Source organism: Streptomyces sp. NPDC048370, from assembly GCF_043200825.1.
Lineage (GTDB): Bacteria > Actinomycetota > Actinomycetes > Streptomycetales > Streptomycetaceae > Streptomyces.
In genome coordinates, this window is record NZ_JBICYI010000012.1 from 108,557 (window position 1) to 124,280 (window position 15,724).

Sequence of the window (15,724 nt, forward strand, 5' to 3'; positions counted from 1 at the left end):
CGTCCCCATCCAAGCCTTTCGCTGAGCCCAGTGTACGGGCCCGCAGGGCGCTCGGCAGACCGCATTTCGGGCGGGGCGGGAGGCGGTCGGACGTGACCCGAATGGCCATACGGGCGTGGCCGGACTTCGCGGGTCGTCGCGGGGCGGGTTACGGGGCGGGGAGCTGGGCACAACGGATGCAGACTCGCCTTGCCACCGGCATGGGGCGGGTGCGAACGGCGGCGTGCCCCGTTGCCGCGGGCCTTGGGCCGATTTATCGTCCCAGCACGATTCGCGAGCAAGATCACAAAATGTGAAGGGGCCGCGACATGGTGGCGAAGAAGACCGCCGCGAAGAAGACCTCGACCGCCGGTGCCACCGGTTCCGCAGGCGCGGGCGGGGCGGCCAAGGACGTCACCGGCAAGAAGTCGACGGTCGCGAAGAAGGCGGCCACGAAGACGGCTGCCAAGAAGACAGCCGTCAAGAAGGCGGTCGCCAGGAAGACGGCTGCCAAGAAGACGGCCGAGACCGCCGCCGAGACCGCCGCCGAGGCCCCGGCGGCGGCCAAGAAGGCAGCCACCAGGAAGGCGGCCACCAAGGCCCCGGCCGGCAAGAAGGCCCCGGCCACCAAGAAGGCAGCCACCGAAAAGGCGGCCGCGAAGAAGGCGCCGGCCGCCAAGAAGGCCGCCGCGAAGAAGACCGCAGTCAAGAAGAAGGCCGCTTCCGCGGCGCAGGTGGAGCAGACAGGAGCCGCGACAGTGGCAGCGAAGAAGACCGCGGGTGGCGTCACGACGGCCGAGAGCGAGGCCGCGGTTCCCCAGGCGCGCACCGGTGAGCTGGCCGTACGGCCCGGCGAGGACCCCTGGACGCCCGAGGAGGTCGCCGAGGCGCGGGCGGAGCTGGAGAGCGAGGTCCTCCGGCTGCGGGCCGAGCTGCTGCACTCCAAGGAGGAGCTGACCGGCCTCATGCGGGACTCCGGGGACGGCGCGGGCGACGACCAGGCCGACACCGGCACCAAGAACATCACCCGCGAGCACGAGCTCGCCCTGGCCGCCAACGCCCGCGAGATGCTGGAGCAGTCCGAGCACGCCCTGGAGCGGCTCGACGCGGGCACGTACGGCCTCTGCGAGGTGTGCGGCAAGCCGATCGGCAAGGCGCGCATGCAGGCCTTCCCGAGGGCCACGCTCTGCGTCGAGGACAAGCAGAAGCAGGAGCGCCGCGGCTGACGCGGCCGAAGGGGTGTGCCGTACCCTCGTGCACAGTCAGGCACCTAGGTTGAGGGACTCACGTGGCAGAGGCGGAGCGCATCATCGGTACGCCGGATTCAGACGCTGACGGCGCCGACGGCGTTGACGGCGCGGTCGGCCCGGGCGGAGAGGCCGCGGCCGACGCACAGGCGCCGGCCGAGCGGCCGAAGGGCAAGCGGAAGATCCTCGCGCTGCTCGTGGTCGCGCTCGTCGCGTACCTGCTCGACCTCGGCAGCAAGATGCTCGTGGTCGCCAAGCTGGAGGGCCACGAGCCGATCCCGGTGATCGGCGACCTGCTGCGGTTCGAGGCGATCCGGAACCCGGGTGCGGCCTTCGGCATGGGCGAGGCCTTCACGATCATCTTCACCTGCATCGCGGCCGTCGTGATCGTCGTGATCATCCGGCTCGCGCGCAAGCTCTACAGCACGTCATGGGCGATCGCGCTCGGCCTGCTGCTCGGCGGTGCGCTGGGCAACCTGACCGACCGGATCTTCCGCTCCCCGGGCGTCTTCGAGGGCGCGGTCGTCGACTTCATCGCCCCCGCGAACTTCGCCGTCTTCAACCTCGCGGACTCGGCGATCGTCTGCGGCGGCTTCCTCATCGTGATCCTGTCCTTCCGGGGCCTGGACCCCGACGGCACCGTCCACAAGGACTGACAAGGCATACTCGACGGGTGAGTACGAGTCCCGAGATCCGCACGCTGCCCGTTCCCGATGGCCTTGAGGGCGAGCGCGTCGACGCCGCCATCGCCCGTATGTTCGGTTTCTCCCGTACGAAGGCGGCGGAGCTGGCCGCCTCCGGCAAGGTCCAGGTCGACGGCGCCGTCGTCGGCAAGTCCGAGCGGGTCAGCGGCGGCGCCTGGCTGGAGGTGGAGATGCCCGGGGCCGCGGCGCCGGTGCAGATCGTTGCCGAGCCGGTCGAGGGCATGGAGATCGTCCACGACGACGACGACATCGTCGTGATCATGAAGCCGGTAGGCGTCGCCGCGCACCCGAGCCCCGGCTGGACCGGGACGACGGTCATCGGTGGCCTCGCCGCCGCCGGGTACCGCATCTCCACCTCCGGCGCCGCCGAGCGCCAGGGGATCGTGCACCGGCTCGACGTCGGCACCTCGGGGCTGATGGTCGTCGCCAAGTCGGAGCGGGCGTACACGCTGCTCAAGGCGCAGTTCAAGGAGCGGGTCGTCGACAAGCGCTACCACGCGCTGGTCCAGGGCCACCCGGACCCCATGAGCGGCACGATCGACGCGCCGATCGGGCGCCACCCGAACCACGACTACAAGTGGGCCGTGACCGCCGACGGCAAGGCCTCGGTGACGCACTACGACCTGATCGAGGCCTACCGCGCCGCCTCGCTGCTCGACATCAAGCTGGAGACCGGCCGTACGCACCAGATCCGTGTGCACATGTCGGCCCACCGCCACCCCTGCGTCGGTGACCTCACCTACGGGGCGGACCCGACCATGGCCAAGCGGCTCGGCCTGACGCGCCAGTGGCTGCACGCCGTACGGCTCGGCTTCGAGCACCCCTCCGACGGGCGCTGGGTCGAGTTCGCGTCCACGTACCCGGCGGACCTGCAGAACGCCCTGGACCGGATCGCGTCGGAGAGCGCGTGAGCACCGGGTACGTCGTGCGCGAGGCGATCGGGGACGACGACCGCGAGGCCTGCTTCGCGGTCCGCCGCGAGGTCTTCGTCGTCGAGCAGAACGTGCCGCAGGAGCTGGAGTACGACGCGTACGACGCGACGGCCGTGCACGTCCTCGCCCAGCGCGAGGACGGCCTGCCGCTGGGCACCGGCCGGCTGCTGCACGGCGCCGACGCGGTCGGCAAGACCGGCGGCGACGCCTCCGTCGGTTCCCTCGGCCGCCTAGCGGTCTCCAAGGCCGCGCGCGGCCTCGGGGTCGGCGCGGCGCTCGTCCGCGTCATCGAGGACGCGGCCCGCGAGCGCGGCCTGACCGCCGTGGACCTGCACGCCCAGACCCACGCGCTCGGCTTCTACGAGCGGCTCGGCTACGAGGTCTACGGCCCCGAGTTCCCGGACGCGGGCATCCCGCACCGCGCGATGCGACGAGCCCTCTAGGGCCCCGGCGCGTCGCGTGAGCGGCGCCGCACGGTGGTTCGAGGGGATTCGTCCCCGGGCGTGGCAGGGTTGAGGCCCGATCATCGACCGTGCCCGCCCCAGGCGGCCGGAAGGGCGCCCCGTGGATCAATTGGCCCTGCTGTTCCTGCTGTTGCTGGGCGCGGTGCTGACCGTGCCGCTCGGGGACCGGCTCGGGCTGCCGGCCCCGGTGCTCATGACCGTCATCGGGGTCGTACTGGCCTTCCTGCCCTTCGTACCGAACGTCGACATCCCGCCCGACTACATCCTGCCGCTCGTCCTCCCGCCGCTGCTCTACGCCTCCGTGCAGCGCACGTCCTGGCGTCAGTTCGCGGCCAACCGGCGGCCCATCTTCCTGCTCGCCGTCGCCCTGGTCTTCGTCACCACGGCCGCCGTCGCCGTCACCGTGGACGCGCTCGTCCCTGCGCTCCCGCTGGCCGCGGCCGTCGCGCTCGGCGCGCTGGTCGCGCCGCCCGACCCCGTCGCCGCGACGGCCGTCGCCGGCTCGCTCGGCCTGCCGCGTCGGCTCGTCTCCATCCTGGAGGGCGAGGGGCTCTTCAACGACGTCACCGCGATCGTCCTCTACCACGTGGCGATCGCCGCGGTCGTCGGCGGCAGCTTCAGCTGGGAGGGCGCGGGGCTCGAACTCGTCCTCTCCGCCGTCGTCGCCGTCGTCGTGGGGCTCGTCCTGGGCTGGCTCACCAACAAGCTCATGGGTCTCCTCGGCGAAGCCACCCTGCAGACCGGGCTCACCCTCCTCGTCCCCTTCGTCGCCTACGTCCTCGCCGAGGAGCTGAAGGGCTCCGGCGTCCTCGCCGTCCTGGTCGTAGCCCTCTACCTGGCCGAGAACGCCCTCGACGCCGACGACGTGATGGGCCGGCTGGCCGGGCAGACGTTCTGGCAGATCGTCGACACCCTCGTCACCGGCATCGCCTTCGGACTCATCGGCCTGGAGCTCCACAACGTCTTCGGCACCGCCGACGGCCGGTTCGGCGAGATGCTGGGCTGGGGCGCGGCCGTGTCCGGTGTCGTGATCGTCGTACGGCTGCTGTGGCTGCTGCCCGCCACCTGGCTGGCGAAGCGGCTGCACACCCGCCGCGACTACGAGGAGGAGATCCCCGTCAGTTGGCGGGAGACCGTCGTCATGTGGTGGTCCGGGATGCGCGGGGTGGCCTCGGTCGCCCTCGCGCTCGCCATCCCGCTGCGTACCGACGACGGATCGCCGTTCCCAGGCCGGGACGAGATCGTCTTCATCGCGTTCTGCGTGATCATGACCACACTCCTGCTCCAGGGCCTCACCCTGCCCTGGCTGGTCAAGCGGCTCGGTGTGCGGGCCGACACGGACGCCGAGCGCGCCCTGGAGCGGGAGCTCGCGTGCCGCGCGGCCAAGGCGGCCAAGCGGCGGCTGAAGGAGATCGAGGAGGTCGAGGAGCTGCCGGAGGAGGTCCAGGAACGGCTCCAGCGCGGCGCGTTCGACATCGGGGCGCGGATCAGCCCGGACATGGTGGACGAGGAGCGGCGGGCGGCCTTCGCCGAACGGGCCGGGCGCCTCAAGGCCGTCCAGCGGATCCAGCGCGAGATGATGTCCGCCGCCCGGCACGAGGTGCTCGCGGCGCGCAGCGAGCCGGGGGCCGACCCCGAGGTGGTGGACCGGGTGCTGCGCCAGCTGGACGTGCGCAGCCTGAGATGACCGCGGGGCGGCGCGGCCGGCTGGCAGGATGGACCGCATGGACATCATGCTCTTCCATTCGACCTACGGTCTGCGTCCGGCGGTGGAGGCCGCGGCCGAACGGCTGCGGGCCGCCGGACACCAGGTGCACGTGCCCGACCTCTTCGGGGGCCGGACCGCCGACACCGTCGAGGAGGGCATGGCGCTCCAGAAGGAGATCGGCAAGGACGAGCTCCTGAAGCGGGCGATCCTGGCCGCCGCTCCGTACTCGGAACGGGGCCTGGTCTACGCGGGCTTCTCCTTCGGCGCCTCGGTCGCCCAGACCCTCGCCCTCGGGGACGACAAGGCGCGCGGGCTGCTCCTGCTGCACGGCACCTCGGACATCGCGGAGAGCGCCTCCGCCGACGACCTGCCCGTACAGCTGCACCTCGCCGACCCGGACCCCTTCGAGTCGCACGACTGGCTGACGTCCTGGTACCTGCAGATGGGGAAGGCGGGGGCCGATGTCGAGGTCTACCGCTACCCGGGCGCCGGGCACATCTTCACGGACCCCGACCTGCCGGACTGGGACGAGGACGCCGCCGAGCGGACCTGGAGGGTCGCGCTGGCGTTCCTGGAGAGCCTCCAGGACGGCTGACGACCGGGCGGTCGGACGCGCGCGAGGGCGCGGCGGGGGCTCTCCCGCCGCGCCCTCGTACGTTCAGGCGGTGGTTCAGGCGCGGTACGCCGTCCAGAAGTCGTTCATCCGCGTGACCTGGCCCGGGGTGAACTGGGTCATGCAGGAGTCGTACGTGTAGTCCATGAAGTTCTTGATCGGGTCGACGCCGGGCTTGCTGGCGCAGCTGTCACGGCCCGTCGGGCACTCGTAGGCGGGGCTCTTCTCGGCCGGGGTGTCGCTGACCGAGTCACCGGCTCCGTTGCAGCCGCCCTGGAACGTGTGGTACAGCCCCATCCAGTGGCCGACCTCGTGGGTCGCGGTGTCGCCCTCGTTGTAGTTGGCCGCGGAGCCGCCCGGCAGCGAGGAGTCGAGGACCACCACACCGTCCATGGACGGGTTGGAGGCGTAGGAGGACGGGAAGGTCGCCCAGCCGAGCAGGCCGCCGCTGAGCTTGGCGGTGTAGAAGTTCAGCGCGCCGGCGTCGCCCTTGCGCAGGGTCTGCTTCATCTGCCGCTCGGCGGTGGAGCCGGAGGCCAGGTTGTACCAGGACGCGTTGTCCGTGTAGTCGGTCGAGGCGAGCGTGAACTGGAAGTTGGTGTTCACGTTGCCGGTGCCCTGGCCGGCGTAGGCCGCGTTGAGGACCGCCATCTGCTTGCTGATGTCGGTGGCGGTCAGCTTGCCCGCCGTACCGCTGTGGACGACGTGGAAGTGGACCGGGATGGTGACCACGGCGGCGGCCGAGGCGGCGGAGGCGCGTCCGTTCGAACGGGCCGCGGACAGTCTCTTGTTGAGGTCGGCGTCCATGGCCTTGGCCTGGGCAGCGGTGACCTCGTTGGGCTCGGCGCCGTGGTGGTCGGCGCCGCGGGCCTTACGGGCGCCGGAGAGGGCTTCGCCCTCGTGCGTGTCGCACTCCTCGGCGCCGGCAGCGGTGGTGGTGGTCGTCTGGGCCACCGAAGGGGCGGAGAGCGGGGCCAGGGCCAGGGTTCCGGCCATGACGGCGGTGCCGAGCATACGACGTGTCAGACGCGGTGATATACGGACAAGAGCACGCATGGTGACTCCTCGCGGGGGGTGTGCGGAGAGGGGATTCCTCGCCACGGCGGGGAGATTACGGGTCCATGTCAGGCCTTGATGAGCATTGATCAAGCCCAATCATTCGTGGTGCATATCAGGGCATCGGGAAGAAAATCTCCGGCCTGCTCCGGAGTTTGAAAGGGAGATGAAACAATCCGGACGGCGGCGACGGGTGGTGTGTCCGGATTCGGCCATCCGAACTCACCACCCGTCGCGGCGATGTGATCTCCCGTTAACAGACTGGATCATGGCCGAAAATCGACCATGCAGTCATCTCATCGCACCGGCTGGTACACCCGCTCGATCTTCTGCGTTCCGCTCCGCGTCCGGTACGAGCGCTGCCACGCGGTCGTGGCGTCCGGCTTCGTGCGGTCGGAGACCGTGTAGTAGTCCATCTGCGTCCGCTCGGTCGTCACGTCGAGCACGCCGTAGCCGTGGTGGTCCATGTCCACCCACTTCACATGGCGGTTGGCCGCCTTGATCGCGCCGGACGCCACCACGGAGACCGTGCCCGGCGGCACGTGCAGCAGGTCGGCGACGGTGTCCGAGGTCACCGAGGTCACCACGAACTCGGTCGCGGCCGACTGCGACAGCGGATACGTCGCCGCCTTCACCGGCACGTCGTTGGCCCACGCCATGTGGATGTCACCGGTCAGGAAGACCGTGTTCCGGATGGACCGCTGGGTCAGGTGCGCCAGGAGCTCCTTGCGGTCGTCCGTGTAGCCGTCCCACTGGTCGACGTTGACCGCGAGCCCCTCCTTGGGCAGGCCGAGCAGCTCGGCGAGCGGGGCGAGGAGGTGGGCGGGCAGCGCGCCGAAGGCGACCGGCGAGATCATCACCGAGGTGCCGACCAGCTTCCAGGCCGCGTCGGAGCCCGCGAGCCCCGACTTCAGCCAGTCCAGCTGGGCGCGGCCGGTGATCGTACGCTCCGGGTCGTCGACCGAGCCGTTGCCGACCGACGACTGCTGGGAGCGGAAGGAGCGCAGGTCGAGCAGGTGGAGATCGGCCAGCTTGCCGAAGCGCAGCCGCCGGTAGACCGTGCCCTCGGTCGAGGCGCGGACCGGCATCCACTCGAAGTACGCCTGCTTCGCGGCCGCCACCCGGGCCGCCCAGTCGCCCTCGGTGCCCGGGGTGTGGTTCTCCGCGCCGCCCGACCAGGTGTCGTTGGCGACCTCGTGGTCGTCCCAGATCGCGATCATCGGGTGCGTGGCGTGCAGCGCCTGGAGGTCGGCGTCCGTCTTGTAGGTGGCGTGCCGGAGCCGGTAGTCGGCCAGCGAGACGATCTCGTGCTCGGGCTCGTGCCGGCGCACCGTGTACGGCGCCTCGGGGTAGGAGCCGCTCGCGTACTCGTAGATGTAGTCGCCGAGATGGAGGATCGCGTCCAGGTCCGTGCGGGCGGCGAGGTGGCGGTAGGCGGAGAAGTGGCCGGCCTCCCAGTTGGAGCAGGAGACCACGCCGAAGCGGACGCCCGGGGTGGTGGCGTCGGTGGCCGGGGTGGTTCTGGTGCGGCCGACCGGCGAGACGGTGTCGCCCGCCGTGAAGCGGAACCAGTAAGGGGTCTCCGGGCGCAGGCCCCGGACGTCCACCTTGACCGTGTGGTCGCTCGCGGCGGTCGCGGTGGCGGCGCCCTCGGCCGCGAGCCGGGAGAAGGCGCGGTCCTCGGCGATCTCCCAACGGACCGCGACGGTCGGGCCCTTGCCGGAGCCGGGCGTGGCGTCGGAGGTGGGGGTGACGCGCGTCCAGAGCAGGACGCCGTCGGGCAGCGGGTCGCCGGAGGCGACACCGTGGAGGAACGAGGGGGCCTCCGTACCCGCGAGCGCGGGGGAGGCGGCGCCCACCAGGGCCGGGGCGGCGACGGCCGTGACGGCGGCGGCCTTCACGACGGTTCGGCGGGTGGGGGCGGGGGATATGTGTCGACTGGTCACGGGCAGTCAGATTACTGACGGGTATGGCGAACAGGCAGACGATTGCAGGAAATTCGCGCACTCGTCGCCCGGTGGTCGGGACGGCCCGGACATAGGGGACGGGTCGGGCGTCGGGTGGTTCGGCTCGGGGGTGCGCGGGTCGGGGCGCGGGCGCCCGGGTTCGGCTCGTGCGGGTTCGGCTCGGGTGGTGTACGGCTCAGGGGTGCGCGGCGCCTCGCGGCGTTTGCCGGCCCGGACATGCGGGCGGGTCCGTGGGAGCGACTCCCACGGACCCGTGCCTCACGGCCGGCCGGTCGGCCGCCGGTCGATCAGCCCTTGAGTGCGGGCGTCAGCGCCGCGTTGAACTGCTCGACCGTCATCGGCGGGTTCTGGCTGCCCTGGGCCGTCAGGGTCTTGCCGTCCATCTTCAGCGTCGGCGTCGCCGTCACACCGCTCTTGTCGAACGCCGCCGACATCTTCATCGCCCAGGCGTCGAAGGTGCCGTTCTCCACGTTCTTCTTGAAGTCGGCGTTCCCCTTCAGCGCCGGGACCGAGTCCGCGACCTTCAGGAGGTAGGAGTCCTTGGCGAACTCGTCCTTGCTCTCCTCCGGGTGGAACTCCGTGGAGTAGAGCGCCGCCTTGTACTTCATGAACGCCTCGGGGCTCACGTCCAGGGCCGCGCCGAGGGCCGACAGGGCGTTCTTCGAGCCCTCGCCCTGGGTGGGGTTGTCGATGAAGGTGGCGCCGACGTACTTGACCTTGTACTTGCCGTCCGTCACGTCCTTGTCGACGGTCGCGCCCACCTGCTGCTCGAACTGCGCGCACACCGGGCAGCGGGAGTCCTCGTAGATCTCCAGCGTCTTCGTCGCGGTCGGCTTGCCGATGACGACCGTCGTGCCGTCCGTGCCCTCGGTGTTCTTGGGCGCGGTGACCTTCGTTTCCTTGGCCGCCGCCTCCCAGTGCGACGGCTTGTTGGACTGGACGACGGCGTAGCCGACGCCGCCGGCGACCGCCAGGACGGCGACCGCCGACACGGCCACGGTCACCTGGCGGCGCACCTTCTCCTTCTTGGCCTGGCGTTCGCGCTCGACGCGCAGCCGCTCGCGGGCGGCCGCCTTGTTGGCGTGGCTGTTGCGTGCGCTCATGATCGTGATCTCCGTGGAAGTCGAAAGCCCGCGTGCCCGGAAAGGGCGAAAGGGCGAAAGGGAAGGAACGGGGCTGCGGTGCTCAGGCGAGGGTGAAGCCCGAGCGCGGCGGTCCGCGCCGTCCGACGGAGTGCACGAGGAGGCGGGTACGGGACGGGCGGGGCCGGTCCACCGGACGGCCCGCGCCCCCGGGCACCGGGCGGGGCGCGCCGAAGAGCGCGGCGACCACCAGCAGGGGCCGGAACGCGAAGGCCGCGACGGCCCCGACGAGCCGGGCGAGCGCCCGCTCGCCGTGCCGCAGCCAGGCCGCGGCGAACAGCCCGACCGCCACATGGGCGGCGAGCAGCAGCCACGGCAGGGCCGGGGCGGGGGAGCTGAGCAGGGCGGCGGCGGTTCCGCTCTCCGGCGCGGCGACGCCCGGCAGCGGGGTGCCGACGGCGCCGCCGCACAGCACGTCCACGCCCACCGCACGCAGCGAACCGGCGACCGGGCCGCCGGCGGGGCCGTAACAGACCGCCTGGCCGGTGGTGAAGATCGTGTCGGCGGCCAGCTCCAGCGGCACGAGCAGCCCCGCGATGGGGCCGAAGCCGCGCTCACGGCCGGCCAGCGCGTACGCGACGGCGAAGACGCCGGCCGAGAGCAGCCCGACGGTCAGCAGCGGCAGCGGCACCTGGGACAGCAGGACATGGGAGCCGGCGGACAGCGTCACGACCACTGCCGTGAAGAGCGCCGCCCGCAGCCCCCTGAGCCGCTTCCCTGATATGTCCATAGTCGCTGGAGAGTGTGCCATGTCCGCCCGTAAGAGGTCCTTAAGGGCAGGCTGTGAACGGTCTACAGGCCAGGGATCCGGCCGTTGCGGAACAGGTCCACGAAGATCTGGTGGTCCGCACGCGCGCGTGCCCCGTAGCTGTGGGCGAAGTCGACCAGAAGGTCCGCGAAGCCCTCCTCGTCGGCCGCGATCGCCGCGTCGATGGCCCGCTCCGTGGAGAACGGCACCAGGGAGTGCCCGCTGGAGTCGTCCGCCGCCGCGTGCATCGTAGCCGTCGCCCGGCCGAGGTCGGCGACGGTCGCCGCGATCTCCTCCGGGTCGTCGATGTCCGACCAGTCCAGGTCCACCGCGTACGGCGAGACCTCGGCGACCAGCTGCCCGGAGCCGTCCAGCTCCGTCCAGCCCAGCCACGGGTCCGCGTGTGCCTGCAGCGCCCGCTGCGAGATGACCGTGCGGTGACCCTCGTGCTGGAAGTACTCCCGCACCGCCGCGTCCGTGACGTGGCGCGACACCGCCGGCGTCTGGGCCTGCTTCATGTAGATCACGACGTCGTTCTCCAGGGCGTCGCTGTTGCCCTCCAGGAGGATGTTGTACGACGGGAGGCCGGCCGAGCCGATGCCGATCCCGCGCCGCCCGACGACGTCCTTGACCCGGTACGAGTCGGGGCGCGCGAGCGAGGACTCCGGCAGAGTCTCCAGATAGCCGTCGAAGGCCGCGAGCACCTTGTAGCGGGTCGCCGCGTCCAGCTCGACCGAGCCGGCGCCGGAGGAGAACCGGCGCTCGAACTCGCGGATCTCCGTCATGGAGTCGAGCAGCCCGAAGCGGGTCAGCGAGCGGGCCACCCGCAGGGCCCCCAGGAGGGGGCCGTCGGCGGTGTCCAGGGTGAAGGGGGGCAGCTCGTCGTCCTTGGCGCCGGTGGCCAGGGCGTGGATGCGCTCGCGGTAGGCCGCCGCGTAGATCCGTACCAGCTCCGTGATCTGCTCGTCGCTGAGCGCCTTCGTGTAGCCGATCAGCGCGAGCGAGGCGGAGAGTCGCTTCAGGTCCCAGGTGAAGGGGCCGACGTACGCCTCGTCGAAGTCGTTGACGTTGAAGATCAGCCGGCCGTTGGCGTCCATGTACGTGCCGAAGTTCTCGGCGTGCAGATCGCCGTGGATCCACACCCGGCCGGTCCGCTCGTCCAGGTACGGGCCGGTGTGCCGCTCCTGCTCCAGGTCGGCGTAGAACAGGCACGCCGTGCCCCGGTAGAAGGCGAAGGCGGAGCCGGCCATCTTCCGGAACTTGACGCGGAAGGCGGCCGGGTCGGCGGCGAGGAGCTCACCGAAGGCGGTGTCGAAGACGGCGAGGATCTGCTCACCGCGCTCGGCGGCGGTGGGCTGGGGGACCGACATCGAGGGTGCCTCCTGGTGCAAGACTGTTCATGACAATTGGGACAGGTGTTCTGTGCCTCTCAACGCGCGACGGTACCGCCGAGTGCCCCGCGACTGTCAGTCCGCCGACGTAGACTTCCACGCTGTCCCCCCAGACTGTCCGCAGCCTGTCGTCTCTCGTTTCCGGAGGCCTTCCGCCGTGACCAAGCCGCCCTTCACGCACCTTCACGTACACACCCAGTACTCGCTGCTGGACGGTGCCGCGCGGCTCAAGGACATGTTCAACGCGTGCAACGAGATGGGCATGACCCATATCGCGATGTCCGACCACGGCAACCTGCACGGCGCGTACGACTTCTTCCACTCGGCCAAGAAGGCCGGGGTCACGCCGATCATCGGCATCGAGGCGTACGTCGCCCCCGAGTCCCGGCGGAACAAGCGGAAGATCCAGTGGGGCCAGCCCCACCAGAAGCGCGACGACGTCTCCGGCTCCGGTGGTTACACCCACAAGACGATCTGGGCGGCGAACGCCACCGGACTGCACAACCTCTTCCGGCTCTCCTCCGACGCCTACGCCGAGGGCTGGCTCCAGAAGTGGCCCCGGATGGACAAGGAGACCATCTCCCAGTGGTCCGAGGGCCTGATCGCCTCCACCGGCTGCCCCTCCGGCGAGCTGCAGACCCGGCTGCGCCTCGGCCAGTTCGACGAGGCCCTGAAGGCCGCCTCCGAGTACCAGGACATCTTCGGCAAGGACCGGTACTTCCTGGAGCTCATGGACCACGGCATCGAGATCGAGCGCCGGGTCCGTGACGGGCTCCTGGAGATCGGCAAGAAGCTCGGCATCCCGCCGCTGGTCACCAACGACTCGCACTACACGTACGCGCACGAGTCGACCGCGCACGACGCCCTGCTCTGCATCCAGACCGGCAAGAACCTCTCCGACCCGGACCGCTTCCGCTTCGACGGCACCGGCTACTACCTGAAGTCCACGGACGAGATGTACGCCATCGACTCCTCGGACGCCTGGCAGGAGGGCTGCCGCAACACCCTCCTGGTCGCCGAGCAGATCGACACCACCGGCATGTTCGAGGCCAAGAACCTCATGCCGAAGTTCGACATCCCGGAGGAGGGCTACACCAACACCACCTGGTTCAAGGAGGAAGTGCGGCGCGGCATGAACCGCCGCTACCCCGGTGGTGTCCCCGAGGACCGGCAGAAGCAGGCCGAGTACGAGATGGACGTCATCATCCAGATGGGGTTCCCGGGCTACTTCCTCGTCGTCGCCGACTTCATCATGTGGGCGAAGAAGAACGGCATCGCGGTCGGCCCCGGCCGTGGCTCCGCCGCCGGTTCGATCGTCGCGTACGCCATGGGCATCACCGACCTCGACCCGATCGAGCACGGACTGATCTTCGAGCGGTTCCTCAACCCCGAGCGCGTCTCGATGCCCGATGTCGACATCGACTTCGACGAGCGTCGGCGCGTCGAGGTGATCCGGTACGTGACCGAGAAGTACGGCGAGGACAAGGTCGCCATGATCGGTACGTACGGAAAGATCAAGGCGAAGAACGCCATCAAGGACTCCGCCCGGGTCCTGGGCTACCCGTACGCGATGGGCGACCGGCTCACCAAGGCCATGCCCGCCGACGTCCTCGGCAAGGGCATCGACCTCAACGGCATCACCGACCCCTCGCACCCGCGCTACAGCGAGGCCGGCGAGATCCGGGCGATGTACGAGAACGAGCCCGACGTGAAGAAGGTCATCGACACCGCCAAGGGTGTCGAGGGCCTCGTCCGGCAGATGGGTGTGCACGCGGCCGGCGTGATCATGTCCAGCGAGCCCATCGTCGACCACGCCCCGATCTGGGTGCGGCACACCGACGGTGTCACGATCACGCAGTGGGACTACCCGCAGTGCGAGTCCCTCGGCCTGATCAAGATGGACTTCCTGGGCCTGCGCAACCTCACGATCATGGACGACGCCGTCAAGATGGTGAAGGCCAACAAGGGGGTCGACCTCGACCTCCTGGCCATCCCGCTGGACGACCCCAAGACGTACGAACTGCTCTGCCGGGGTGACACGCTCGGCGTCTTCCAGTTCGACGGCGGCCCCATGCGGTCGCTGCTGCGGCTGATGAAGCCCGACAACTTCGAGGACATCTCCGCCGTCTCGGCCCTGTACCGGCCGGGCCCGATGGGCATGAACTCGCACACGAACTACGCCCTGCGCAAGAACAAGCAGCAGGAGATCACTCCGATCCACCCGGAGCTGGAGGAGCCCCTCAGGGAGGTCCTCGACGTCACCTACGGCCTGATCGTGTACCAGGAGCAGGTGCAGAAGGCCGCCCAGATCATCGCCGGGTACTCCCTCGGCGAGGCCGACATCCTCCGCCGCGTGATGGGCAAGAAGAAGCCCGAGGAGCTGGCGAAGAACTTCACCATCTTCCAGGAGGGCGCCCGCGGCCGGGGCTACAGCGACGAGGCCATCCAGGCCCTCTGGGACGTCCTGGTGCCCTTCGCCGGCTACGCCTTCAACAAGGCGCACTCCTCCGCGTACGGCCTGGTCACCTACTGGACGGCGTACCTCAAGGCGAACTACCCGGCCGAGTACATGGCCGGACTGCTGACCTCGGTCAAGGACGACAAGGACAAGTCCGCGGTCTATCTGAACGAGTGCCGCCGCATGGGCATCAAGGTCCTGCCGCCGAACGTCAACGAGTCGGAGTCGAACTTCGCCGCCCAGGGCGACGACGTGATCCTCTTCGGCCTCTCCGCCGTCCGTAACGTCGGCACCAACGTCGTCGAGTCGATCATCAAATCGCGCAAGGCGAAGGGGAAGTACTCCACGTTCCCCGACTTCCTCGACAAGGTCGAGGCCGTCGTCTGCAACAAGCGGACCATCGAGTCGCTGATCAAGGCCGGCGCCTTCGACGAGATGGGCCACACCCGCAAGAGCCTGGTCGCCCACCACGAACCCATGATCGACAACGTGGTCGCGGTCAAGCGCAGGGAGGCCGAGGGACAGTTCGACCTCTTCGGCGGAATGGGCGACGAGACGAGCGACGAGCCCGGCTTCGGTCTCGACGTGGAGTTCTCCGACCTCGAGTGGGAGAAGTCCTACCTGCTCGCCCAGGAGCGCGAGATGCTCGGCCTCTACGTCTCCGACCACCCGCTCTTCGGCATCGAGCACGTCCTCTCCGACAAGACGGACGCGGCGATCTCCCAGCTGACCGGCGGCGAGCACTCCGACGGCGCGGTCGTCACCATCGGCGGCATCATCTCCGGCCTCCAGCGCAAGATGACCAAGCAGGGCAACGCCTGGGCCATCGCCACCGTCGAGGACCTGGCCGGCTCCATCGAGTGCATGTTCTTCCCGGCCACGTACCAGCTGGTCTCCACCCAGCTCGTCGAGGACACGGTCGTCTTCGTCAAGGGCCGCCTCGACAAGCGCGAGGACGTGCCCCGGCTCGTCGCCATGGAGCTGATGGTCCCCGACCTGTCGAACGCGGGGACCAACGCGCCCGTCATCCTCACCATCCCGACGGTGAAGGTCACCCCGCCGATGATCAGCCGCCTCGGCGAGATCCTCGGGCACCACAAGGGCAACACCGAGGTACGGATCAAGCTCCAGGGCCCCCGTAAGACGACCGTCCTGCGGCTCGACCGGCACCGGGTCCAGCCCGACCCCGCGCTCTTCGGCGACCTGAAGGTGCTGCTCGGCCCGTCCTGCCTGGCGGGATAGCGCTTCGGGAGGCTCTCGGCCTCGTACCGGAGCTTTCGTACGCGCGGAAGGGGCGCGCCCGTCGTCACGGGTG

Annotated in this window: 12 protein-coding genes; 7 read left to right on the forward strand and 5 right to left on the reverse strand. The window is 70.0% G+C overall.

What is annotated here, in order from left to right; all coding sequences use genetic code 11:
• Nucleotides 1-308: 308 nt before the first annotated feature.
• From ACGFYP_RS24800 to ACGFYP_RS24825, 6 genes are all read left to right on the forward strand, one after another.
• Complete coding sequence (locus ACGFYP_RS24800) at nucleotides 309-1,205, forward strand: TraR/DksA family transcriptional regulator (protein WP_393497470.1); 897 nt, start codon at nucleotides 309-311, stop codon at nucleotides 1,203-1,205.
• A gap of 62 nt (nucleotides 1,206-1,267) precedes the next feature.
• Nucleotides 1,268-1,882: a signal peptidase II gene (gene lspA, locus ACGFYP_RS24805; protein WP_393497473.1), complete on the forward strand. Its 615-nt coding sequence runs from the start codon at nucleotides 1,268-1,270 to the stop codon at nucleotides 1,880-1,882.
• Between the two features lie 17 nt (nucleotides 1,883-1,899).
• The gene (locus ACGFYP_RS24810; protein WP_361961603.1) at nucleotides 1,900-2,841 is read left to right on the forward strand and encodes an RluA family pseudouridine synthase; all 942 of its coding nucleotides are present in this window, start codon (nucleotides 1,900-1,902) and stop codon (nucleotides 2,839-2,841) included.
• Nucleotides 2,838-3,305, forward strand: coding sequence for a GNAT family N-acetyltransferase (locus ACGFYP_RS24815; RefSeq protein WP_393497478.1), 468 nt, complete (start codon nucleotides 2,838-2,840; stop codon nucleotides 3,303-3,305). The genes ACGFYP_RS24810 and ACGFYP_RS24815 overlap by 4 nt, the downstream gene beginning before the upstream one ends.
• Nucleotides 3,306-3,426: 121 nt before the next feature.
• A complete protein-coding gene (locus ACGFYP_RS24820; protein ID WP_393497481.1) occupies nucleotides 3,427-5,013 on the forward strand; it encodes a Na+/H+ antiporter in 1,587 nt (528 codons plus the stop codon).
• Between the two features lie 37 nt (nucleotides 5,014-5,050).
• On the forward strand, nucleotides 5,051-5,629 hold the full coding sequence (locus tag ACGFYP_RS24825; RefSeq protein ID WP_393497484.1) for a dienelactone hydrolase family protein: 579 nt from the start codon (nucleotides 5,051-5,053) through the stop codon (nucleotides 5,627-5,629).
• A 75-nt stretch (nucleotides 5,630-5,704) separates the two neighbouring features.
• On the opposite strand, the gene ACGFYP_RS24830 is transcribed toward ACGFYP_RS24825, so the two are convergent.
• The 5 genes from ACGFYP_RS24830 to ACGFYP_RS24850 all read right to left on the reverse strand — a co-directional run bounded on the left by ACGFYP_RS24830 (nucleotide 5,705) and on the right by ACGFYP_RS24850 (nucleotide 11,930).
• On the reverse strand, nucleotides 5,705-6,643 hold the full coding sequence (locus tag ACGFYP_RS24830; protein WP_393497487.1) for a zinc metalloprotease: 939 nt from the start codon (nucleotides 6,641-6,643) through the stop codon (nucleotides 5,705-5,707).
• Nucleotides 6,644-6,999: 356 nt separating this feature from the next.
• Complete coding sequence (locus ACGFYP_RS24835; protein ID WP_393497491.1) at nucleotides 7,000-8,649, reverse strand: alkaline phosphatase D family protein; 1,650 nt, start codon at nucleotides 8,647-8,649, stop codon at nucleotides 7,000-7,002.
• A gap of 308 nt (nucleotides 8,650-8,957) precedes the next feature.
• Nucleotides 8,958-9,773, reverse strand: coding sequence for a thioredoxin domain-containing protein (locus ACGFYP_RS24840; RefSeq protein WP_393497494.1), 816 nt, complete (start codon nucleotides 9,771-9,773; stop codon nucleotides 8,958-8,960).
• Between the two features lie 82 nt (nucleotides 9,774-9,855).
• Nucleotides 9,856-10,542 (reverse strand): hypothetical protein, encoded by a 687-nt coding sequence (locus ACGFYP_RS24845; RefSeq protein WP_393497497.1) that lies wholly within the window; start codon nucleotides 10,540-10,542, stop codon nucleotides 9,856-9,858.
• 62 nt (nucleotides 10,543-10,604) lie between these two features.
• Entirely contained in the window at nucleotides 10,605-11,930 is a 1,326-nt protein-coding gene (locus tag ACGFYP_RS24850) for a DUF2252 domain-containing protein (protein ID WP_393497500.1), read from the reverse strand.
• A 178-nt stretch (nucleotides 11,931-12,108) separates the two neighbouring features.
• On the opposite strand from ACGFYP_RS24850, the gene dnaE reads away from it, so the two are divergent.
• Nucleotides 12,109-15,651 (forward strand): DNA polymerase III subunit alpha, encoded by a 3,543-nt coding sequence (gene dnaE / locus ACGFYP_RS24855; RefSeq protein WP_393497503.1) that lies wholly within the window; start codon nucleotides 12,109-12,111, stop codon nucleotides 15,649-15,651.
• Nucleotides 15,652-15,724: the final 73 nt, after the last annotated feature.

What these genes read in the sequence shown, in the direction of transcription:
- ACGFYP_RS24800 (WP_393497470.1), top strand. Translation starts at nt 309, where the DNA reads ATGGTGGCGAAGAAGACCGCCGCGAAGAAGACCTCGACCGCCGGTGCC.
- ACGFYP_RS24825 (WP_393497484.1), top strand. Translation starts at nt 5,051, where the DNA reads ATGGACATCATGCTCTTCCATTCGACCTACGGTCTGCGTCCGGCGGTG.
- ACGFYP_RS24830 (WP_393497487.1), bottom strand. Translation starts at nt 6,643, where the DNA reads ATGGCCGGAACCCTGGCCCTGGCCCCGCTCTCCGCCCCTTCGGTGGCC.
- ACGFYP_RS24840 (WP_393497494.1), bottom strand. Translation starts at nt 9,773, where the DNA reads ATGAGCGCACGCAACAGCCACGCCAACAAGGCGGCCGCCCGCGAGCGG.
- ACGFYP_RS24845 (WP_393497497.1), bottom strand. Translation starts at nt 10,542, where the DNA reads ATGGACATATCAGGGAAGCGGCTCAGGGGGCTGCGGGCGGCGCTCTTC.
- ACGFYP_RS24850 (WP_393497500.1), bottom strand. Translation starts at nt 11,930, where the DNA reads ATGTCGGTCCCCCAGCCCACCGCCGCCGAGCGCGGTGAGCAGATCCTC.